This window comes from Gordonia alkaliphila (genome assembly GCF_023017165.1).
Classification (GTDB): Bacteria; Actinomycetota; Actinomycetes; order Mycobacteriales; family Mycobacteriaceae; genus Gordonia; species Gordonia alkaliphila.
Genome location: NZ_JALKBW010000001.1, coordinates 3,231,871 through 3,253,230 on the forward strand (window position 1 = coordinate 3,231,871; position 21,360 = coordinate 3,253,230).

Annotated in this window: 23 protein-coding genes and 2 pseudogenes; 14 read left to right on the forward strand and 11 right to left on the reverse strand. The window is 69.1% G+C overall.

Annotation, left to right across the window (positions count from 1 at the left end):
* Entirely contained in the window at positions 1-981 is a 981-nt protein-coding gene (locus MUG78_RS14785; RefSeq protein ID WP_246996040.1) for a quinone oxidoreductase family protein, read from the reverse strand.
* 174 nt (positions 982-1,155) lie between these two features.
* Here MUG78_RS14785 and MUG78_RS14790 point away from each other — a divergent pair, with 174 nt between their 5' ends.
* Positions 1,156-2,199, forward strand: a complete 1,044-nt coding sequence (locus tag MUG78_RS14790) for an AraC family transcriptional regulator (RefSeq protein ID WP_246997084.1) — start codon at positions 1,156-1,158, stop codon at positions 2,197-2,199.
* A 14-nt stretch (positions 2,200-2,213) separates the two neighbouring features.
* Complete coding sequence (locus MUG78_RS14795; RefSeq protein ID WP_246996042.1) at positions 2,214-2,534, forward strand: hypothetical protein; 321 nt, start codon at positions 2,214-2,216, stop codon at positions 2,532-2,534.
* Here MUG78_RS14795 and MUG78_RS14800 read toward each other — a convergent pair.
* Positions 2,528-2,826: pseudogene (locus tag MUG78_RS14800) on the reverse strand (transcriptional regulator). The gene MUG78_RS14795 and the pseudogene MUG78_RS14800 sit on opposite strands and share 7 nt — an antisense overlap.
* On the reverse strand, positions 2,823-3,287 hold the full coding sequence (locus tag MUG78_RS14805) for a hypothetical protein (RefSeq protein WP_246996047.1): 465 nt from the start codon (positions 3,285-3,287) through the stop codon (positions 2,823-2,825). Before MUG78_RS14805 ends, MUG78_RS14800 begins: the two are co-directional and overlap by 4 nt.
* Positions 3,288-3,425: 138 nt before the next feature.
* Here MUG78_RS14805 and MUG78_RS14810 point away from each other — a divergent pair, with 138 nt between their 5' ends.
* Positions 3,426-4,655 carry an oxygenase MpaB family protein gene (locus MUG78_RS14810; RefSeq protein WP_246996049.1) on the forward strand — a complete coding sequence of 410 codons (1,230 nt, stop codon included), beginning with the start codon at positions 3,426-3,428 and terminating at the stop codon, positions 4,653-4,655.
* A 3-nt stretch (positions 4,656-4,658) separates the two neighbouring features.
* Here MUG78_RS14810 and MUG78_RS18345 read toward each other — a convergent pair whose 3' ends face one another.
* On the reverse strand, positions 4,659-5,141 hold the full coding sequence (locus MUG78_RS18345) for a hypothetical protein (RefSeq protein WP_308221370.1): 483 nt from the start codon (positions 5,139-5,141) through the stop codon (positions 4,659-4,661).
* Between the two features lie 135 nt (positions 5,142-5,276).
* Positions 5,277-5,609 (reverse strand): hypothetical protein, encoded by a 333-nt coding sequence (locus MUG78_RS18350; protein ID WP_308221371.1) that lies wholly within the window; start codon positions 5,607-5,609, stop codon positions 5,277-5,279.
* Between the two features lie 96 nt (positions 5,610-5,705).
* Here MUG78_RS18350 and MUG78_RS14820 point away from each other — a divergent pair, with 96 nt between their 5' ends.
* From MUG78_RS14820 to MUG78_RS14835, 4 genes are all read left to right on the forward strand, one after another.
* Complete coding sequence (locus MUG78_RS14820) at positions 5,706-5,915, forward strand: CsbD family protein (protein ID WP_246996051.1); 210 nt, start codon at positions 5,706-5,708, stop codon at positions 5,913-5,915.
* A gap of 83 nt (positions 5,916-5,998) precedes the next feature.
* Entirely contained in the window at positions 5,999-6,790 is a 792-nt protein-coding gene (locus tag MUG78_RS14825) for an SDR family oxidoreductase (RefSeq protein WP_246996053.1), read from the forward strand.
* A gap of 8 nt (positions 6,791-6,798) precedes the next feature.
* The gene (locus tag MUG78_RS14830) at positions 6,799-7,290 is read left to right on the forward strand and encodes a nuclear transport factor 2 family protein (RefSeq protein ID WP_246996055.1); all 492 of its coding nucleotides are present in this window, start codon (positions 6,799-6,801) and stop codon (positions 7,288-7,290) included.
* Positions 7,291-7,296: 6 nt separating this feature from the next.
* Positions 7,297-7,911, forward strand: coding sequence for a DUF6629 family protein (locus MUG78_RS14835; RefSeq protein ID WP_246996057.1), 615 nt, complete (start codon positions 7,297-7,299; stop codon positions 7,909-7,911).
* Between the two features lie 21 nt (positions 7,912-7,932).
* Here the strand turns inward: MUG78_RS14835 and MUG78_RS14840 are convergent, their stop codons facing one another.
* Positions 7,933-10,284, reverse strand: a complete 2,352-nt coding sequence (locus MUG78_RS14840; protein WP_246996059.1) for an ATP-binding cassette domain-containing protein — start codon at positions 10,282-10,284, stop codon at positions 7,933-7,935.
* A 41-nt stretch (positions 10,285-10,325) separates the two neighbouring features.
* Between MUG78_RS14840 and MUG78_RS14845 the strand changes: the two genes are divergently transcribed.
* The gene (locus tag MUG78_RS14845) at positions 10,326-11,123 is read left to right on the forward strand and encodes a hypothetical protein (protein WP_246996061.1); all 798 of its coding nucleotides are present in this window, start codon (positions 10,326-10,328) and stop codon (positions 11,121-11,123) included.
* Here MUG78_RS14845 and MUG78_RS14850 read toward each other — a convergent pair.
* Complete coding sequence (locus MUG78_RS14850) at positions 11,120-12,883, reverse strand: serine/threonine-protein kinase (protein WP_246996063.1); 1,764 nt, start codon at positions 12,881-12,883, stop codon at positions 11,120-11,122. The genes MUG78_RS14845 and MUG78_RS14850 overlap by 4 nt on opposite strands.
* Positions 12,884-13,038: 155 nt before the next feature.
* On the opposite strand from MUG78_RS14850, the gene MUG78_RS14855 reads away from it, so the two are divergent.
* The 5 genes and pseudogenes from MUG78_RS14855 (at position 13,039) to MUG78_RS14875 (ending at position 18,241) form a co-directional block, all read left to right on the forward strand.
* Positions 13,039-14,034 (forward strand): phosphotriesterase family protein, encoded by a 996-nt coding sequence (locus tag MUG78_RS14855; protein ID WP_246996065.1) that lies wholly within the window; start codon positions 13,039-13,041, stop codon positions 14,032-14,034.
* A gap of 40 nt (positions 14,035-14,074) precedes the next feature.
* The gene (locus MUG78_RS14860; protein WP_246996067.1) at positions 14,075-14,515 is read left to right on the forward strand and encodes a Fur family transcriptional regulator; all 441 of its coding nucleotides are present in this window, start codon (positions 14,075-14,077) and stop codon (positions 14,513-14,515) included.
* A 79-nt stretch (positions 14,516-14,594) separates the two neighbouring features.
* Positions 14,595-16,833, forward strand: a pseudogene (gene katG, locus MUG78_RS14865) (catalase/peroxidase HPI).
* Between the two features lie 87 nt (positions 16,834-16,920).
* Positions 16,921-17,955, forward strand: coding sequence for an LLM class F420-dependent oxidoreductase (locus MUG78_RS14870; RefSeq protein WP_246996069.1), 1,035 nt, complete (start codon positions 16,921-16,923; stop codon positions 17,953-17,955).
* 130 nt (positions 17,956-18,085) lie between these two features.
* Positions 18,086-18,241 (forward strand): hypothetical protein, encoded by a 156-nt coding sequence (locus MUG78_RS14875; RefSeq protein ID WP_246996071.1) that lies wholly within the window; start codon positions 18,086-18,088, stop codon positions 18,239-18,241.
* Between the two features lie 55 nt (positions 18,242-18,296).
* On the opposite strand, the gene MUG78_RS14880 is transcribed toward MUG78_RS14875, so the two are convergent.
* Genes MUG78_RS14880 through MUG78_RS14895 form a run of 4 tightly spaced genes read right to left on the reverse strand, consistent with a single transcriptional unit; the run spans position 18,297 to position 20,827 of the window.
* Entirely contained in the window at positions 18,297-18,572 is a 276-nt protein-coding gene (locus MUG78_RS14880; RefSeq protein WP_246996073.1) for a hypothetical protein, read from the reverse strand.
* Entirely contained in the window at positions 18,569-19,390 is an 822-nt protein-coding gene (locus tag MUG78_RS14885; protein ID WP_246996075.1) for an adenylate/guanylate cyclase domain-containing protein, read from the reverse strand. Before MUG78_RS14885 ends, MUG78_RS14880 begins: the two co-directional genes overlap by 4 nt.
* 10 nt (positions 19,391-19,400) lie before the next feature.
* Positions 19,401-20,492, reverse strand: coding sequence for a DUF475 domain-containing protein (locus tag MUG78_RS14890; RefSeq protein ID WP_246996077.1), 1,092 nt, complete (start codon positions 20,490-20,492; stop codon positions 19,401-19,403).
* Positions 20,489-20,827 (reverse strand): hypothetical protein, encoded by a 339-nt coding sequence (locus MUG78_RS14895; RefSeq protein WP_246996080.1) that lies wholly within the window; start codon positions 20,825-20,827, stop codon positions 20,489-20,491. The genes MUG78_RS14890 and MUG78_RS14895 overlap by 4 nt, the downstream gene beginning before the upstream one ends.
* Positions 20,828-20,942: 115 nt before the next feature.
* Here MUG78_RS14895 and MUG78_RS14900 point away from each other — a divergent pair, with 115 nt between their 5' ends.
* Positions 20,943-21,290 (forward strand): RNA polymerase-binding protein RbpA, encoded by a 348-nt coding sequence (locus tag MUG78_RS14900; protein ID WP_246996082.1) that lies wholly within the window; start codon positions 20,943-20,945, stop codon positions 21,288-21,290.
* Positions 21,291-21,360: the final 70 nt, after the last annotated feature.

A 21,360-nucleotide genomic window follows, 5' to 3' on the forward strand; every position in this document is an offset into this window, starting at 1 on the left:
CTAGACGGTGAGGATCGTGGATCCGGTGAGGGCACCGGACTCCAGATCGGCGTGGGCGCGGGCCGCTTCGGCGAGCGGGTAGCGCTGGTTGACGTTGATCACGATGCGGCCGGCGGCGATGTGGCCGAAGAGTTCGCCGGCCAGCTCGGCCCGCTCGGCGGGATCGGCGATGTAGTCGGCCAGACCGGGGCGGGTGACGAACAGAGACCCCTTGATGGCCAGTTGCATGGGGTCGATCGGCGGGATCGGGCCCGACGACGTGCCGAAGCAGACCAGCAGGCCGCGCTTGGCGAGGCTGTCGAGCGACGCGTCGACGGTGGCCTTGCCGATGCTGTCCAGCACCACCGGAACGCCGACGCCGTCGGTCAGCTCGCGCACGCGCTCGGCGACGTTCTCGCGCTTGTAGTAGATGATCTCGTCGACGCCGTTGGCCTTGGCCAGGGCGGCCTTCTCCTCGGTGGAGACGGTGCCGATGACCCGCAGGCCCAGCAGCTTGGCCCACTGGGCGACGATCAGGCCGACGCCGCCGGCGGCTGCGTGCAGCAGGATGGTGTCGCCCGGCTTGTAGTCGTGGATCCGACGCATCAGGTAGCCGGCGGTGAGGCCGCGCATGGTGCAGGCGGCGGCGGTCTCGAAGGAGATCTCGTCCGGCAGCGCGATCAGGTGGCGGGCCGGCAGCACGAAATCGGTGCTGTAGGCGCCTAGCGGGCTTCCGGTGTAGGTGTAGGTGACTCGATCGCCGGGGGCCACCTCGGTCACGCCGGGGCCCACCGCCTCCACCACGCCGGCCGCCTCGACGCCCATGCCGTTCGGCAGCGGCACCGGGTACAGGCCGGTGCGGTAGTAGGTGTCAGCGAAATTGACGCCGATCGCGTGGTGACGCACCCGAGCCTCACCAGGGCCCGGCTCGCCCACCACGATCTCTTCCAGGCTGAGAACGTCGGGGCCGCCGACGGAGTGGAAGCGAATTGCCTGAGTCATGAGTTCCCTTTCATGTCAGCCGCTACAACGCTGCTGTCGATGTGATGTGAACGACAGTAAGGGCCGAAAGAGGGCTAAACTATTCCTCGTGGGACGTCAAACTATTCAGGTTGGGACAGACAGTGATCTGCGACTCATTGCTATCCCCGGCCGACTGGGATCACAGTCATGGCGATGAAGCCCCTGGCCAGGTACGGCTCGCTCGCGAATTTCGTGCAGTTGACGCGCTCGCTGCGCCTGGATCCGAACCACCTGATGCGCTCGGTGGGGCTCGACCCGGGCGGTTTGGCCGTGCAGGACCGCTGGGTGCCCGCCGAGGCGATCATCGAACTGCTCGAGCTCACCGCAGCCCAGGCACACAAACCTGACCTGGGCCTACGGCTCGCCGAGCTGCGTCGACTGTCCCATCTCGGCCCCCTCAGCCTGGTCCTGCGCGAGGAACCCGATGTCCGCAGCGCCCTGACCCTCCTGGCGCGTCACGAACGGATGTACAACGAATCCCTCCGCACCCTGGTGACCGTGCACGACGGGGTCGCCGACATCCGCGTCGAACTCGACGTGGGCCACCCGATCGCCGATCGGCAGTCCACCGACCTGGCCGTCGGCGTGCTGTTCTCCCTGATCAGGGAGCTCGCCGGCGACTCGTGGCGACCGCTGTCGGTGTCCTTCGCGCACCCGCCGCCGGAGGACGACACCACCGCGCGTCGAATCTTCGGTGGCCTGGCCCGCTACCACCGCGACTTCAACGGTCTCACCGTCGCCGAAGCCGACCTCGATCGCCCGGTGAGCCAGTCCGATCCGCAGTTGCGCGAGTACAGTCGCCGCATTCTGAGCGAATTGGAGCCGGGCGCGGCGCCGTCGACGACGGTGCGGACCCGCGAGTTGGTGGAGATGCTGCTGCCGACCGGTCGCTGCACGGTGGACCAGGTGGCCTCGAGTCTGGGCGTCGACCGGCGCACGGTGCACCGCCGCCTCGCCGCCGAGGGCGCCAGCTATTCGTCCGTCGTCGACGACACTCGGGCAGCGTTGGCCGAGCATCTCGTTGCGGCACAACGCTATTCGTTCACCGACGTCGCCATGATGCTCGGCTTCTCCAGTCCGTCCAATTTCTCCCGCTGGTTCCGCGGACGCTTCGACTGCACACCGCGTCAGTGGCGGACAGCCCGGGCCGCCCGATCGCCGGATTCTCCACCCCACGGGGATCTACCCTTGGACTGAGGAAGGGAGATCCGATGAGGTTCGGCGACGATTGGCAAGCACGGTTGATGCGACTCCCCGGCCCCGACGGTGTCCTTCGACTGGCGGTGACCGGCACCCTGGCGTTCGACGGCGCGCCCGTCGGCGTGACGGTGGCCCCGGATCGCGAGGGTTTCGACGAACACCTGCTGTTCTTGAACGTGAACGCGGACGACGGCACCGTCCCCGACCCCGGCGCGACATCGGTGCCGGTCGACTGGCAGTCGGACGTGGGCCTCGAATATTCGGAGGTGCGCGTCCGCCTCACCGGAGCCGACGACGCCGAGCTGACTCTTCCGGTGGTCGCGACTCACTGACGCGCCGCGGCTCCGGCGACGATCTCCTGCAGTGCGAGCACGTGCTGCTCGAACGCCGTCCGCCCGGTGTCGGTGAGGCGGGCGCGGACCGTGTGTCGTCGGCCGGTGAGCCGCCGTTCGGTCGCGACGTAGCCGGCTTCTCCAGCGTCGCGAGCTGCTTGGAGAGCGCCGAATCGGACAGGGCGAGCCGGTCCCGAAGGAAGGCGAAGTCCGCCCATTCCGCCCCGGCGAGCGTCGCCACCAGCGACAACCGCGTACTCGGGTGGATCAGCTCGTCGAACACCCCGCTCATACATGCACCGCGCGGCGCAGGACCCGGAGCAGCTCCGGACCGCCGAAGCCGACGATCGCCGCGACGAGGACGCCGGCGATGATCGCCGGGTGCGCAGCGCCGTCGGCCGCGAGCCACAGTGCCGCACCGACGGTCAGCGCCACCATCGCGACCAGGATCGCGATGATCAGCCACGGCAGCGCGCGACCGACCTGCGATCGACGCAGACGCACACCGGTGCCCGGACGAGTGCCGTCGTAGAGGCGACTGGCGAGCGCGGCGTTGCCCGCGCCGAAGAGCACGGTGGCGACGATCGCCGCCCAGTCCGGGGCCAGCCCGCCGATCACGCCGAGCAACACCCAGCTCGCCGCGAGGAACCACCAGTACCACCGCGGCAGTCCGGCTTCCTCGCGGATCTGGTGCCGCGCGCGACCGACGGCCTCGAGGGACGTATGCGCGTGATGGATATCGGTGGCGTTCATGACAACTCCCTACTTTCCTGGGTGGAAACTCAACGCTCCTCTTTCCCGATTGGAAAGTCAAGGGTCGCGGCGCAACCCACCGGCGCGCTACATTTAGCGCACAGGTGTTTCCAGAAGGCCGATCAGGAGCATTGACACATGTCCCAGCCCGTCCTGTCCCAGCCCGTTCCCCGCCGCCACCCGCGGTCCCCGCGACCGGTTCCGGCCGGGATCGCCGCGTTCGGCGCACTCCTCGGGGTCCGCGGACCGGACCGCGCCCGGTTCGCCGAGCTGGGTGAACTGCTGATGGTCGGCGACCCGCTGATGGACGACTTCGTCACTTGGATGCGCACCCGGGAATCGGCACCGATCCGACGGCAGTTCGACCAGGCGTTGCGCCACGGCATCGACAGCGTCGACGCCCCACCGGCACCCCTGAAGACGCTGTTCGACGAACTCGAAACCGTTCCGGACTGGGTCGACGGCGGCCAGCTCGAGGTCGCCGCGGCCGCCATGCGCGCCGCGGGCGCGGACGGTCTGACCATCGCGCGCGACGTCGCCCTCCTCGGCGGCTATCAGTTCGCCGGCTTCAACCAGACCCTGCTGCGCACCGGCGCGCTGGAGAAGGGCTCGAATGCTCGCTTCGCCGAGACCTCGCAGTGGGCCATGGACGTGATCAGCCCCGGCGGCCTCGCGAAGTTCGGCGCCGGTTACCGGTCGACGATCCGCGTCCGGTTCATCCACTCGATGGTCCGCAGGCACGTGTCCGCGCTCCCCGACTGGGACGACCAGGAATGGGGCCTGCCGATCAATCAGACCGACATGGCGGCGACGCTCGTCGGGTCGCTGGTGGCACCGAACCTCGGCGGCCTCGGCATCGGCATCGTGCACCGGCCGAGCGAGTATCAGGCGATCGCTGCCCTGACCCGGTACGTCGGCCACCTCATGGGAGTTCGGGACGATCTGCTGCCCACGAGCTTCCGCAGCGCCGTCGCCATCCTCCTGCACACTTCCGCGGCCCTGGCCACGCCCGACGAGACCAGCATGCGGCTGGCTCGCCCGATGGCCGACGACCCGCTGCAGTGGCAGTATCGCCATTTCGCTCCGCTGCGTCGCCGGGTGGCGCGTTCGCAGCACCTGTCCGTCAGCACGGCTTTCCTCGGGCCGAAGGCGATGGCCACTCTGGGCCTGCCCACCCGCACGCCGCCCTGGTATCCGGCGCTGGCACTGCCCGGCAATCTCGCTCGGTCAGGCATCGCGCTCTTACCCGGCGGCCGGGCGTGGACCGCCGACCGCGGGGACCGACACGCACGCGCGCTGATGCGCACCATGACCGAGACACCGGCCACGATCGGCGCGACCACCACCGTCGCCGAGCACGTCACCTGAGGGCTACCGCACCCAGCGCGGGACCAGACGCACCATCGTCACCATCGCGACCAACTCCACCAGCGTCTGCAGCAGCACCACCGCCGCCGCGGTCGCCGCGAACGCGTCCGGCAGGGCCAACGCCAGCGGCAGCACCACCAGCGAGTTGCGGGTGACGCCGGCGAAGATCGCCGCGCGCCGCTCCCCCGTGTCCAGTCCCGCCCGGCGGCTCGCCAGTCCGCCGACCACGGCCATCACCGCGATGAACAAGACGTAGACCGCCGCCACCGACCACCACCGGCCCGCGCGACCGTCGAGGTGCGGGACCTGCGAGGCGACCACCACGAACAGCACCGCCGCCATCAGCGGCACCATCGCGGCCGTCGCCGCGCCGACCACCCGGCGGCCCGCCGCGGCTCTCCCGGACCACCACTGGGCAGCCCACGCCAACGCCAGCGGTGCCACGATCAACGCGCCGAAAGCTTGCAGGAACGGCCACGGGTCCACCACCGACGCCAGGTCCGCGCCGAGGAACAGCCATAGGTACAGCGAGCGGCAGGGCGAGCATCTGCAGCACGAGCAGCACCGGGGTGGCGGCCAACAGACGGGCGGCGTCGCCGCCGACCAGTCCGGCGAAGACGATCACGTAGTCCACGCAGGGCAGAGCAGCACCAGGAGCACACCGAGCTCGACGGCGCGCTCGTCCGGCAGCAGCGGGAACAGCGCGGCCACCAGCACCGGTACGACGACGAAGTTGAGCAGCAGAATCGTCGGGAGGAACCGTCCCGCGGGTGGCCGCCGCACCAGCTGTGCCACCGGGACCTGCAGAAACGTGACGAACAACAGTGCCGCCAACAGCGGGGTGATGGCGCCGCCCAGGTGCACCGACTGTCCGGGCAGCACGACGCCCACCAGCATCGCCGTCGCGAGGGCCCCGAGATAGCACGCCACCTGGTGCCGTTCGAGCGCAGCCACGCCCCGCAGTCTAGCCGCGGACATACCGGGTGTTTGAGTCCGCGGCTTCCGGGTAACCCCGTGTCGAACGAAGCACACGACGACGAAGGAGGACCGATGAACCACTCCGACCACGCACAGAACAAGGCCGAGGAACTGAAGGGCCGGGCCAAGGAGGCCGCCGGCGCCGCCACCGACGACGACCAGTTGCGCCATGAGGGGCGCGCCGACCAGGGCGAAGCCACCGCCAAGGAGAAGGTCTCCGAGGCCGCCGACAAGCTCAAGGAGGGTGTCGACACCGTCAAGGAGAAGCTGACCGGACGGTGATCAGACACCGCGCGCAGCGGCCCGTCGCCCCTCTCGGCGGCGGGCCGCTGCGGCGATCGAGAGGCGCGGGTTAGGCTGCGAGAATGACTGAACTCTTCCGGCTCGACGACCGAGTCGCCATCGTGACGGGCGCCGGTCGCGGCCTCGGTGCCGCCATCGCCCAGGGTCTCGCGGAGGCCGGTGCCGACGTGGTGATCTCCGCCCGCACCGCCGAGGACCTGGAGACCGTGCGCGCCGCCGTCGAGGCCGTGGGCCGCCGCGCCGTCGCGGTTCCGTTGAACCTCGCCACCGACGACCCCGGGCAGCTCGTCGAGGCCGCCATCACCGAGTTCGGTCGCCTCGACATCGTGGTGAACAACGTCGGCGGCGCCATGCCGAAACCGTTCCTGAACACCAGCGTCCGCGAACTGATCGGCTCGTTCTCGTTCAACGTCGGCACCGCGCACGGCCTGCTGTTGGCCGCCGTCCCCCATCTTCTCCGCAGCGACAGCGCGTCGATCATCAACATCACGTCGTCGATCGGCCGCCTCGCCGACCGCGGTTACCTCACCTACGGCACCGTCAAGGCCGCGCTGACGCACTACACGGAGCTGGCCGCGCAGGACCTGAGCCCGCGGATCCGCGTCAACGGCATCGCGCCCGGCGCGATCGCGACCTCGGCGCTGGAGATCGTCGCCGCCAACGATGACCTGCGCGTGCCCATCGAGGCCGCCACCCCGCTGCGCCGCCTGGGCCGGCCCGAAGACATCGCGGCCGCCGCCGTCTACCTCGCCAGCCCGGCCGCCGCCTACGTCACCGGCACCATCGTGGACGTCGACGGCGGCCTCGCCGCGCCCAACTTCCGCCTCCCCATCCCCGACCTGACCCAGGAATGAGCGCCCCGATGACCCATCACGACGACCTCCGCGCCATCGAAGAACTCAAGTACCGCTACCTGCGCGCCGTCGACACCCGCGACTGGGCGGCCTTCGCCGACACCGTCACCGACGACGTCGAGGCCGGCTACGGCTCCAAGGTCGGCGGCAAGGCCCTGAACTTCACCGGACGCGACGCACTGATCGAGTATCTGAGCGGCGCCATGGTGTCGACCATGGCCACCGAGCACCGCGTGGACCATCCGATCATCGAGATCGACGGCGACGAGGCCACCGGCTCCTGGTACCTGCAGGACAAGGTGATGATCCCCGAGTACGACGTCCTGATCATCGGGGCCGCGTTCTACACCGACACCTATCGGCGCACCGCCGACGGCTGGCGCATCGCCGCCACCGGCTACGAGCGCACCTTCGAGGCCACCGGGACGCTCAGCGGCGCCGGGCTAACGGTGCAAATCGGACCGGCTGTCCTCGGCGGCGAAGGCTCCGTGTCACGATAGGCCCATGTGCTTCAGTGCGACTGCCAGCTTCGTCGGCGCCGGCGTGATCGGTGCGGCCGGAGTGGCCACCAGGCGCTGGAAGGCTGGACCTGGCTGGAACTCGACGGGTCCACCGACGCCGCCCTGTCCGGACCGGGCGTGCACATGTGGGTGATGTTCGCCTGGGCGATTCTGCCGATCTTCATACCGTGGTCGGTGTGGTTGATGGAGACCGATCCGCGACGACGCCGCTGGCTGTGGGCGCCGATGGTGGTCGGCGGCATCCTCGCGGTCTACATGGCCTATCTCGCGGTGCAGCCGACCATCGAGGTCAAGGTGATCGACAGCAACCTCGACTACCTGCTCGGAGTCCCGTTCAGTGCGGCCCTGCTCGCCGTGCCGTACGTCTTCGCGACGTGCTTCGCGCCGATGATGAGCTCGGCCCGCTGGGTCATCGCGCTCGGTGTCGGCAACCTCATCGCCATGTCCATCGCCGCCATCATCAAGGCCGCCGACTACTCGTCGATCTGGTGCACGCTGGCGGCCTTCCTCAGCCTCATCGTCTTCGGGCACTTCGTCTCGCAGGCCCGCGGCCGCAAGAACAAGGCCCCCGCACCGACGCCGGAGCCGCAGCCGGTCTAGCGAACGTAGCGGCGAGTCGGCTCAGCCGACGTACGCCGCGAGGTGCTCGCCGGTGACCGTGGTCGGCTCGGCCACCAGCTCGGCCGGGGTGCCGGTGAACACCACCTCGCCGCCCTCGACGCCGGCCCCGGGGCCGAGGTCGATGAGCCAGTCGGCGTGCGCCATCAGCGCCTGGTGATGCTCGATCACGATCACCGACTTACCCGCGTCGACGAGCCGGTCGAGCATGCCCAGCAGCTGATCGACGTCGGCCAGGTGCAGTCCGGTGGTGGGCTCGTCGAGCACGTAGACGTCGGCCTTGTCGGCCATCGCGGTGGCCAGCTTCAAGCGCTGCCGTTCGCCGCCGGACAGCGTGGTCAGCGGCTGACCCAGGGTCAGATAGCCCAGGCCCACGTCGGCCATGCGGTCGAGGATCTTCGCCGCCGCGGGCGTGCGCGCCGGTCCTTCCGAGAAGTAGTCGCGGGCCTGCGCCACCGGCAGCGCGAGCACCTCGGCGATGTTCAGGTCGCCGAGGCGGTACTCCAACACGTCCGGGCGGAAGCGCTTGCCGTCGCACTCGTCGCACGGTGAGGCCACGCCCGCCATCGTCACCAGATCCGTGTAGATCACCCCGGCGCCCTTGCACACCGGACAGGCCCCCTCCGAGTTCGCGCTGAACAGGGCCGGCTTCACACCGTTAGCCTTGGCGAAGACCTTGCGGATCGGGTCGAGGAGACCGGTGTAGGTGGCCGGATTGCTGCGCCGCGAACCGCGGATCGCGGTCTGATCGATGGCGATCACGCCCTCGCCGCCGGACACCGAACCGTGGATCAGCGAACTCTTACCGGATCCGGCCACACCGGTCACCGCGACCAGCACGCCGAGCGGGATGTCGACGTTCACCTCACGCAGATTGTTGGTCGACGCCCCACGCACCTCCAGGTGCCCGGTGGGCGTGCGCACCGTGTCCTTGACGGCGGCCCGGTCGTGCAGGTGGCGGCCGGTGATGGTGTCGGCCTTCTCCAAACCGGCCACATCGCCCTCGTAGCAGACCTCGCCGCCGCCGGAGCCTGCGCCCGGCCCCAAGTCCACCACGTGGTCGGCGATCGCGATCACCTCGGGCTTGTGCTCCACCACCAGGACCGTGTTGCCCTTGTCCCGCAGACGGAGCAGCAGATCGTTCATCCGCGAGATGTCGTGCGGGTGCAGACCCACCGTGGGCTCGTCGAACACATAGGTCACGTCGGTCAGCGCCGACCCCAGATGCCGAATCATCTTGACGCGCTGACCTTCTCCGCCGGAGAGCGTGCCGGTGGGCCGTTCCAGCGCCAGGTAGCCCAGGCCGATCTCGACGAACGAGTCGAGGGTGCCGCGCAACGTCTCCAGCAGCGGCGCCACGCTCGGCTCGTCGAGGCCGCGGACCCACTGCGCCAGATCGACGATCGGCATGCGCGCGAGGTCGGCGATGCTGACGCCGTCGATGGTGGACGTGCGCGCCGGTTCGGCCAGGCGGGTGCCGTCACACTCCGGGCAGACGCTCTGCGTCACCGCGCGTTCGACGAACGCCCGGATGTGCGGCTGCACCGAATCGATGTCCTTGCTGAGCATCGACTTCTGGATGCGCGGGATGAGGCCCTCATAGGTGAGGTTGATGCCGTCGACCTTGATCTTGGTGGGCTCCTTGCGGAGTAGGTCGTCGAGTTCGGTGGCAGTGAAGTCCTTGATCGGCTTGTCCGGGTCGAAGAAGCCCGCGCCGGCGAATATCCGGCCGTACCAGCCGTCGGTGCTGTACCCGGGGATGGTCAGCGCGCCCTCGTTCAACGACTTGGTCTCGTCGTACAGCGCCGTCAGATCCATGTCGGCCACCGTGCCCATGCCCTCGCAGCGCGGGCACATGCCGCCGGTCCGAGTGAAGGTGGCCTTCTCCGCCTTCTTGTTCCCCACCTTGATGGCGCCGCTGCCGGTCACCGAGGGCACGTTGAAGGAGTAGGCGTTGGGACCGCCGATGTGCGGAGTCGCCAAGCGGCTGAACAGGATTCGCAGCATCGCGTGCGCGTCGGTGATGGTGCCGACCGTGGAGCGCGGGTTGCCGCCGATCCGCTCCTGGTCCACCAGGATGGCGGTGGTGATGCCGTCGAGCACGTCCACCTCGGGGCGCGCGAGCGTCGGCATGAAGCCCTGGACGAACGCGCTGTAGGTCTCGTTGATCAGGCGCTGGCTCTCCGCCGCGACGGTGCCGAAGACCAGCGAACTCTTGCCGGATCCGGAGAGGCCGGTGAACACGGTGAGGCGACGCTTCGGGAGGTCGACGTCGACGTCTTTCAGATTGTTGACCCGCGCGCCGCGCACTCGAATCACATCGTGGCTGTCGGCAGGCACCATCTGTTCGGGCATGCCCGCCATTGTTCCGCATCGCGGCCGGATACTTTAAGCGCGTGACCCAATCCCCATTGCGCCAGCGCGTGTCCGCCGCCGGCGAGCGCCTCCGCGGCACCGTCGTCGTCGAGATCCTGGTCGCCCTGGGCCGGGTCGGCGTGTCCGACCGAGCGATGACGCTGGCCGGGCAGGCCTTCACTTCCCTGCTGCCGGTGCTGATCCTCATCACGACGCTCTCATCCGACGGCCCGGTGGACCGCGCCATGCGGCGGATCAGTACGCAGTGGCTCGAACTCGAGCTGACCGCACCGTCCACCGACGAGGCGAACAGCGCCACCTTCGGCATCATCGGTGGGCTGATGGTCCTGATCGGCGCCACGTCGTTCACCCGCGCCCTCGACCGGATGTACGCCGAGGTCTGGGCCCTACCCAAACTCGGCTTCGCCGGCTGGTGGCGCTGGCCGCTGATCATCGGCACCCTGGTCGCCGGTATCACCGCCGAGGTGTTCGGTATCCGGAACTGGCCGTTCGGGGGCCAGCTCGTGGTGCAGACCGTCTTCAGCTTCGTCCTGTGGACGCTCGTCTGGGCGACGATCATCCGGCTGCTGACCGCCGGCCGCATCGACGGCCGGGCGGTCCTGGCCACCGGCCTCGCGACCGGCGCCGCAGTGGCGTTGTACTTCCTGGCCACCACGATCGGATTCGGCGACATCCTGGACACCGCCGAGAACCGGTTCGGCACCCTGGGGGTGGTGTTCTCAGTGATCGGCTGGCTGTTCGTCTACTCCGGGATCGTGGTGACCGCGGCGACGGTGATGCACGTGCTGCTCACCTGGCGCCGACCGCTCACCCGCTAACGGGTCTTGACCAGGGCCTCCTGGACCGCCTTCGTCACTTCACCCTGGCTCAGCGGGTCGTTGTCGGCCGAGTAGCCGAGTGCGATGCTGCGCGGCTGTGTGTCGGCCACCAGCAGCACGAAGTCGTCCGAGGTGATGGATCCGCGAGTCACCGGCACCTTGCCGGTGAAGTACAGCAGCTTCATGTCGCTGTTGTTCGGGGTGGTCTCCCGCTGACTCTCGATCACCGCCGGCTTCGCATTGGTGTTGGCGTAGCCGGGCATGTCGGGCAGGCACTCGATGAATTTGCGGGCGATGGCGTCCAGGTCGCCGGTGAAGCCGGCGGGCAGCGTGCCCACCAGCAGCTGTGCCTGCCAGTTCTCGCCGGCCGGACGGGAGACGACGAGGCCGTCGGAGTCGACCAGGAACGGCATCTGACCGCCGGTGTCCGGACTCCAGCCCGGGGGCAGGTCCACGGCGTCGATCCGCATCGGCCCCCCGTCCAGATACGCCGTCGTGCCGCGGATCGTCGGTGCACCCGCCACGCACTTGGTCGGAACCCCGTTGACCACCATCGGGTTGGCCTGCGTGGGGGTGGTCGTCGTCCTCGACGTGGTGGCCGTGGAGGCGGTCGTCGCGCTGCTGCTCGACGCGGTGTTCTGTTCGTCCTCATCCCCGCCGCTGAGGGTCAGCGCCAGCACCAGGCCGATCACCAACACGAACGCGACGACACCGATGCCGATGACCATCGCCAGCTTGCGCTTGCGGGCACCGTCGTCCGGCTGCTGCGGTCCGACCTGATAGCCGCCCGGGTAGTCGGGTCCGCCGGGGTAGGCCGGCGGCTGCCCGCCGGCGAACGCATAGCCGGGTGCACCGTACTGTCCGCCGGGCGGTGGGGCGACGAGCGGCTGCTGTCCCCACTGGTTGACCTGCTGCGGCGGGACCCCGTACTGCGGTCCCGAGTGATAGGGCTGGGTGGGAGCGGCCGGACCGGTCGGAATGGTCGCGGTGGGCTCGGCGGGCGGACTCGGCACGACGGTCGTGGGCCCGTTGACGGCATCCACGATCGCGGTGCCTTCGTCACCGAGCAGTGCGGTCGCCAGCGCCGCGGCGAACTCGCCGGTGGAACCGTACCGATCGCCGGCGGGTTCCCGAACGCGGCCGAGCACCTCGTCGACCGCTTCCGGAAGCTCCGGCCGCATGGTGGTGACCCGCTGCCCGATCGACGCGCCGCCGGTCAGCAGGAAGGTCGCCAGACCACCGAGGGCGGCCTGATCGGCCCGATCCTCGGACTCCTTGGTCGCAGGCATCCCGAAACCGCTCAGTTTGTACCGGCGTCCCTCGGGCGACTCGACCACGATCAGGTCGGCCGGCGCGATGTCGGCGCGCGCCTGCCCGCGCTGGCGGGCCTGGTCGAGCGCGCCGCCCAGCGCGGCGATCGCGGCGACGGTCTCGGCGGACGAGAACGGCCCGGACTGCCGGACCAGCGTCTCCGCGGTCGGCGAGGGCAGATACTCCCGCGCGATCCACAACCGCCCCTGCTCCTCGCCGTAGCCGCGCACCGCGACCACCGCCGGGTGATCGAGCGTCGCGGCCTGCGCGGCCGCGGCGAGAAACTCCTGGCGATAGGCCGAGTCGGAGGTGCGCGACTCGGGCAGCAGCAGAAGAATGTCCTCCGCCGTCGCGTTCGGCGCCTTTACCAGGTAGCTCTCCCCCGCCTCACCGACACCGAGCGTGCCGACGACGCGGAGTCCAGCGAAAGTCTGACCAGTTCGTAGCATGTGGAAACTGTACGACACCGACATTCGCCGCACCGGGTACCGCGCGGCACCGAGAACCGGCGTCGCCATTCGGGTCCGCCGGGCCCAGCCGCGCCCTACAGTTGCTCTCCACGGGGGCGGGGCGATTTCCTCACCGGAAACCAGCAAAGGGCGCGATGCAGACGATCAACACCGTGACCGGGCCGATCGATGCCTCGGCACTCGGCACGGTTCTGGCGCACGAACACGTCTTCGTCCTCAACGAGGACTACCGCATCAACTTCCTGCCCGACTGGGACGAAGAAGCACAGGTCGCGCACGCGGTGCAACGACTCTCCGAGGTGAAGGCGCTCGGCGTCGACACCCTGCTCGACGTCTCGGTGCCCGGAATGGGGCGGCACGTCGAACGGGTGCGCCGCGTCGCCGAACAGACCGAGCTCAACGTGCTCGCGGCCACCGGTCTGTTCACCTACAGCGACCTGCCCCTGCAGTTCCATTACACGGGTCCCGGGCTCGGTTTCGATGCGCCTGAACCGCTCGTGGAGGCCTTCGTCCGCGACCTCACCGACGGGATCGGGCGCACCGGGATCAAGGCCGCCGCGCTCGCGTGCGTCATCGAAGCCGAAGGTCTCACGCCCGGCGTCGAGCGGATCGTCCGCGCCGTCGGCCAGGCCAGCGTAGCCACCGGGGCGCCGGTCATCGTGCACACCAATCCGCACACCCGATCCGGGCTGATCGCCCAGCGCATCCTCAGCGAGGAGGGCGTCGACCTGCGCCGGGTGATGCTCGCCCACTCCGGCGACACCGGAGACGTCGAACACCTGCGACACCTGGCCGAGGCGGGGTCGCTGTTGGGCCTGGACCGGTTCGGCGTCGACCTGCTCCTCCCGCACGCCACCCGCATGGCCACCCTGCTCGCCCTGATCGAAGCCGGCTTCGCCGATCAGCTCATCCTCTCGCAGAGCGCCTTCTGCTACAGCGACTGGTTCGATCCGGCGAAGATGGCCGAGCTCGCGCCGAACTGGAACTACCGTCAGATCTACGAGCGGGTGCTGCCCGAACTCCGGGCGCACGGCGTACCGGAGGAGACCCTGACCAGCATGCTCGTCGACGTGCCCCGGCGCTTCCTTCTCGGCGCGAACGAGCAGGGACTTCCGACCCCGATTCGGTGAATACTGGACTTAGTCCAAATAACTAGGGCAGGATGGAGGCATGTCGACAACCCGCCACACTCCCGAGGCGCTCACCGCAGCGATTCGTGGCGCCGGTCTGCGACTGACCCGCCCGCGCCTGGCCGTCCTGTCCGCCGTCGACGCCCATCCGCACGCCGTGACCGAGACCCTGCTGACCTCGGTGCGCGACGAGCTGAGCGACGTCTCCCGGCAGGCGGTCTACGACGTCCTGCACGCACTGACCGACGTCGGGTTGGTCCGCCGGATCCAGCCGGCCGGGCACGCCGCCCGCTACGAGACCCGCATCGGCGACAACCACCACCATGTGGTGTGCCGTGAGTGCGGCGACGTGCGCGACGTCGACTGCGCCGTGGGCGCGGCCCCCTGCCTCGAGGCGGCGCAGACCCACGGCTTCACGATCGACGAGGCCGAGGTGGTCTATTGGGGCCGCTGCCCCGACTGCGCCGCCCGCACCGCCTGATCACCCGACCCCCATCCGCCATCTCACCCAGAAACCTTGATTTCAGACCGAAGATCTCGGCCTACCGAAAGGAACCGCAGTGTCCGACGAACAGCCATTGAAGGAAGTCGACGACAGCACGGCATCGGGCTGCCCGATGCACGCCTCGATGAAGGAGCCCGCCGAGGGCGGCGGCAACCGCGACTGGTGGCCCAACCAGCTGAACCTGAAGCTGCTCGCCGAGAACCCCGCCGAGGGCGACCCCTACCCCAGCGACTTCGATTACGGCCGCGCCTTCGACACCATCGACCTCGACGAGCTCAAGGCCGACCTGAAGACCGTGATGCACGACTCCAAGTCGTGGTGGCCCGCCGACTACGGCAACTACGGCCCGTTCTTCGTGCGGATGGCCTGGCACGCGGCCGGCACCTATCGCATCCGCGACGGCCGCGGCGGCAGCGGCCATGGCATGCAGCGCTTCGCTCCCCTGAACAGCTGGCCGGACAACGCCGGCCTGGACAAGGCCCGTCGTCTGCTGTGGCCGCTCAAGCAGAAGTACGGCGCCAAGCTCTCGTGGGGCGACCTGATCATCTTCGCCGGCACCTACGCCATGGAAGAGATGGGCATGAAGGTCTTCGGCTTCGCCGGCGGCCGCACCGAGAAGTGGGAGCCCGAAGAGATCTACTGGGGCCCGGAGACCGAGTGGCTCGGCGACAACCGCTACACCGGTGACCGCGACCTCGACAACCCCCTGGCCGCAGTCCAGATGGGCCTGATCTACGTGAACCCCGAAGGCCCCAACGCCGATCCGGATCCGCTCAAGGCCGCCATCGACATCCGCGAGACCTTCGCTCGCATGGCCATGAACGACGAGGAGACCGTCGCGCTGATCGCCGGCGGCCACACCTTCGGCAAGACCCACGGCAACGGCCCGGCCGACATCCTCGGGCCCGAGCCCGAGGCCGCTCCCCTCGAGCAGGTCGGCCTGGGTTGGCAGAACCCGACCCGCACCGGCGTCGGCGTCGACGCTGTCAGCTCCGGTCTGGAAGGCGCGTGGAACAGCACGCCGACCACCTGGGACAACAACTTCTTCTGGACCCTGTTCGGGTACGAGTGGGAGCTCGGCAAGAGCCCGGCCGGTGCACAGCAGTGGCACCCGAAGGACAACGCCGGCGCCACCAGCGTCCCGGACGCGGGCGACCCGGAGAAGCGGCACCAGCCGATGATGCTCACCACCGACCTGTCGCTGCGCTTCGATCCGATCTACGAGAAGATCTCGCGTCGCTTCCTGGAGAACCCGAAGGAGTTCGAGGACGCCTACGCTCGCGCGTGGTTCAAGCTGACCCACCGCGACATGGGACCGGTGTCCCGCTACCGCGGCTCCCTGGTGCCGTCGGAGACCCTCATCTGGCAGGACCCGGTGCCCGAGGTGGACTTCACCCTGATCGACGAGGGCGACATCAAGGGTCTCAAGAAGAAGATCCTGGCCTCCGGCCTCAGCCTCTCGCAGCTGGTCAAGGCCGCGTGGGCCTCGGCGGCGTCGTACCGCAACAGCGACAAGCGCGGCGGCGCCAACGGCGGTCGCGTGCGCCTGGAGCCGCAGCGCGGGTGGGCCGTCAACGAGCCCGATGAGCTGGCACACACGCTGGAGGTCCTGGCCGGCATCGCCGACGACTACAACGCCTCCACCGAGGGCGTCGTGGGCCACCTGCGTCGCGGCGACAAGCACGTCTCGTTCGCCGACATCGTGGTGCTCGCCGGCGGCGTCGCCATCGAGCAGGCCGCGGCCAACGCGGGCCACGAGATCACCGTGCCGTTCACCCCGGGTCGCACCGACGCCACCCAGGAGCAGACGGACGTGCAGTCATTCGAGGCCATGGAGCCCCGCTGGGACGGTTTCCGCAACTACCTCGCCGACGACGCCACGGTGCCCGGCGAGTACCTGCTGGTGGATCGCGCGCAGCTGCTGGGCCTGACCGCCCCGCAGATGACCGTCCTCATCGGCGGCCTGCGCGTGCTGGGTGCCAACCACGGCGGCAGCAGCCACGGCGTCCTCACCGAGCGCGCCGACACCCTGTCCCAGGACTTCTTCGTGAACATCCTGGACATGGACACCAAGTGGTCGCCGGCCGCCGACGGCAGCTATGTCGGGGTCGACCGGGACTCGGGTGAGCAGAAGTGGACCGCGAGCCGCGTGGACCTGGTGTTCGCGTCAACCTCAGCTGCGCGCCTACGCCGAGGTCTACGCGCAGGACGATTCGGCAGGCAAGTTCGTCGAGGACTTCGCCGCCGCCTGGGCCCAGGTGATGGACAACGACCGCTTCGAGCTGCGTCGCTGATCCGCGCCTGAGGCGTCCGCGACACGGGCCCGGCTTCCGCCCTGGAAGCCGGGCCCGTTCGCATCGACGCACTTGTAGATTGAGATCATGAAACTCGGTCTGCAGCTTGGATATTGGGGCGCACAGCCCGCCCACCATCACGCCGAACTGGTCGACGCCGCGGAGACGTTCGGCTTCGACACGGTGTTCACCGCCGAAGCCTGGGGCTCGGATGCCTACGTGCCGCTCTCATGGTGGGGCAGCCGCACCGACCGGGTGCGCTTGGGCACCTCGGTGATCCAGATGTCCGCGCGCACCCCCACCGCGTGCGCGATGGCCGCCCTCACCCTCGATCACCTGTCCGGCGGTCGGCACATCGTCGGACTCGGCGTGTCCGGGCCCCAGGTGGTGGAGGGCTGGTACGGCCAGCCGTTCGCCAAGCCGCTGGCTCGGACCCGCGAATACGTCGACATCATGCGCAAGGTGTGGGCTCGTCAGGAACCGGTCACCAACGACGGCCCGCACTACCCGCTGCCCTACACCGGCGCGAACGCCACCGGCCTGGGCAAGCCGCTCAAGCCGATCGTGCACCCGCTGCGCGCCGACCTGCCGATCTTCCTCGGCGCCGAAGGCCCCAAGAACATCGCCCTGGCCGCCGAGATCGCCGACGGCTGGCTGCCGCTGTTCTACACCCCGCGCCTGGCCGACACCTACAACGAATGGCTCGACGAAGGCTTCGCACGTCCCGGCGCACGACGGACCCGCGAGACCTTCGAGATCTGTGCCACCGCGCAGATCGTCCTCACCGACGATCCCGCCTCCGCGTACGCCGCGATCAAGCCCTTCCTGGCCCTGTACATGGGCGGCATGGGCAGCGAGGACACCAACTTCCACGCCGAGGTGTACCGCCGCATGGGCCACGCCGAGGTGGTCGACGAGGTGACCGCGCTGTTCCGCGCCGGCCGCAAGGACGAGGCCGCGCAGATCATCCCGGATGCCGTGGTCGACGACTCCGCGATCATCGGCGACGAGGCCCACGTGCGCGAGCAGATCAAGGTCTGGGAAGCCGCAGGCGTGTCCACCATGCTGGTGACACCCGGATCCGTCGAGGAGATCCAGCAACTCGCCAAACTGGTGAGCTGAGCCATATTTCTCCTGGTCGGGCCGCTTCTCAAAGTGAACGAAAGGTGAACACGCGGGCAACGAAACTTGACTTGAGCTGTACGGTCGGTTACAAATGGATGTACGTTAACCGATCCAAGGAGGAGGACACATGCCGTACCGCACCAGTCCCGATCTGACTTCCAGAGTCCGCGGCCAGATGCGCCGCCTGAACGCACGCTGGAATCTGAGTTCGGCCCAACGATTGCACCTGCAGGTCGCCCACACGCCGGTCGCCGTACTCGGCGGCAGCCAGCGCCGCGGCTGAACCGCACTGAACCACGACGACCCCCGACCGCATTCGGTCGGGGGTCGTCGTCGTCTTACCAGCGTTGCGAGCGCGTGAGATGCCAGGCGCCGCAGGAGCATTCGTAACAGCGCAGGGACGGCGAAGCGCGCGGTGCGGACGAGATCGCGAGTATCGCTCCGGTCACCGCGGCCAGGGTCGGATAGGCGATCTTCTCCGGAGTCGGACAGGTCGGCTCCACGTAGACCACCGGTTTCTCGCGACGACGCCGCGGCCGATTGCGGGCGGCGGTGCGCCCCTCGATCATCGCGTAGTAGGCCTCGAGGTCGTCGTCGTCGAAGCCCGAGGTCATCGGCCTGCGAACTCGTCGGCGTCGTAGCGGGGCACCACCCGGAAGACCTTGAGCTCTTTCGGCACGCCCTTGGCGCGGAAGCGGCGGCGGCGAATCGAGTAGCCGTCGGTGCCGGCCAGCTCCAGGGTCGGCTCGCTGGCGAAGACCTCGCCCGGCCCCGCCGCGGCGCAGACGCGGGCGGCGATGTTCACGTCCACGCCCAGGAAGTCGTCCCCCACGGCGCGCGGAGCGCCCGTGTGCACGCCGGCGCGCAGAGCGGGCCGATAGTCGTCGACCACGAGGGCGCTGACCGCGACGGTCGCCTCGTGCGCGGCTTCGATCGCCTGCCGCCCGTCGGCGAAGACCGCCATCATGCCGTCGCCGAGCGTCTTCACCACCTGGCCGCCGCGGTCGAGGATCACCCGTTCGGACACGTCGTTCACGGCGCGCAGGAGTTCGAGCACCTGGTCGTCGCCCACGCGCAGCGCCCACCGGGAGAAGTCGACGAGGTCGGTGAACAGGATCGTCACCGGAATCGGCGCGGTGGAGTCCGGCCGGTGCCGCCGACTCATGGCCTGCCACACCTGCACCGCACCCAGACCGAGTTCGCGCACCGCGCTCGGCCGCTCGGCGTTCACGTCGCCGATGGCGCGTGCGAGCCGGTCCAAGGTCGTCGATGCTCCCCCGGCGACCCGCTCCGGCGGCGCCAGCCGCCGCGCGAACTGCGCCGCGCGCACCAGCGGCGCACTCGCATCGGTCCATTCCAACAGCCCGCCGGCGCGCTGCAGCGGCGACAGCTGCTGCGCGTCCTCGTCGTACGGCTCCGGCAACGCGTTCACCTCGCCGAGTCTAGTGGGCGGCGTGCCGCTCAGCCCGATTGGCGCGCACGCTGGAGAAGAGCGCCGCACCGATGAACCCGATGCCGACCAGTCCGGACACCACTTCGCTGACCTCGACGGCCAGGCTCACGAGCAGAATCGCGGCAAGCGCGCCGATCGCCCAGTGGGCCCCGTTCTCCAGGTAGCGGTACTGCGCCAGCGTGCCCGCCCGCACCAGGTACACGGTCATGGAGCGGACGAACATCGCACCGATGAAGCCGAGGCCGAGCGCGATCAGAATCGGATCGGACGTGATGGCGAAGGCACCGACCACGCCGTCGAACGAGAACGAGGCATCCAGCATCTCCAGGTACAGGAACAGCATGAACGCCGCCTTGCCGACCAGTAGCACCGGTTCCGGACGACCCCGACCGTCGCCGGCGAGTTCGGCAGCGGCGGCCGCCTCACGGCCCACCTCGCTGGTGTCGAACAGCGCGGTCAGCCCGGAGATTGCCAGATAGCCGATCATGCCGACCAGCCCGGCGGTGAGCACCGTCGCGCGTTCGTCGCCGTCCACCGCCATCGATCCCGCCAGCAGCACGGCGAGCGCCACGATCACCGAGGCGTTGTTGATGCGTCCCAGCCGGGCCAAGCCGGGCTCGACCATGCGTCCCCAGAACCGCCGGTCCGAGTCGAACGCATAGTCCAGGAAGATCAGGAGCAGGAACATGCCGCCGAGCGCCGCGATCTGCGGGTGCGCCTCCAGCATGATCGTCTCGTAGCTCGGATTATCCGGGGTCTCCGGGTTCGGCGGATTCAACGCCAGGTCCAGCGCCTGCCCCGGATTGAGACCAGCGGTGGCCCACACGATGACCAGCGGGAACAGGATCCGCATGCCGAAGACGGCGATGAGGATGCCGACGGTGAGGAACATCTTCTGCCAGAAGGCGCTCATCCGTTCCAGGATGGTCGCGTTCATCACCGCGTTGTCGAAGGACAGCGAGATCTCGAGGATGCCGAGGATCACGCAGATGAACAGCCCGTTCCACCCGCCGTAGAGGAAAGCGGCCACGAGCGCGGCGACGGTGATCAGCAGCGACAGGCCGAAGACCCGCAGGATCATCGCAGACGCTCGGCTTCCTTCGCCTGCACCACCAGGTTCCGCGACAGCTCGAGCAGTTCGTTCCGGTCCTCGCCCTCGGCGATCGCCGTGTCGAGATCCTCCACCGCGCACCGCAGCGCGAAGAGCCGGTCGCCCAGCGACGTCAATTCGTCCGGGGACAGGATCAGCGAGTCGGAGGAGATCGACGTACCCTCGGTCAACGAGCGCTGCTCGTAGGCGCGCTGCCGACACGACCGCTTGCAGTACTTGCGCCGCCGGCCGCGTTCGGACTCCACGATCTCGCGGCCACACCAGGTGCACGCGTTGCGCGCGGGATGGGTAGCGGATTCGGACACGTCGAACAGGCTACCGTGCGCGCTCGGTCGATGCGGGACGCCACCCGGGTGCCGGATGCGTGCGCGCCGCGTAAGATGGTTCCGTTGACCGTTTATTTGTGAGGAGCAGAGCTACATGGCTGATCGAGTACTCCGCGGGAGCCGTCTCGGCGCGGTGAGCTACGAGACCGACCGCGACCACGACCTCGCACCCCGCCGGATCGTGCAGTACCGCACCGACAACGGCGAGATCTTCGACATTCCGTTCGCCGACGACGCCGAGGTGCCGTCGAAGTGGCCGTGCAAGAACGGTATGGAGGGCACCATCCTCGAAGGCGCCGAGCCGGAGGAGAAGAAGGGCAAGCCGCCGCGCACCCACTGGGACATGCTGCTGGAGCGTCGCTCCGAAGAGGAACTCGACGTTCTGCTCACCGAGCGTCTGGACCTGCTGCGCAGCCGCCGCCGCGGCGGAGGCGTCGTCTAGCCCTCCCCCGCAGACCACGAATGCCCCCACTGTTCGCAGTGGGGGCATTCGCCTTGTAGCAGTTCCGTTG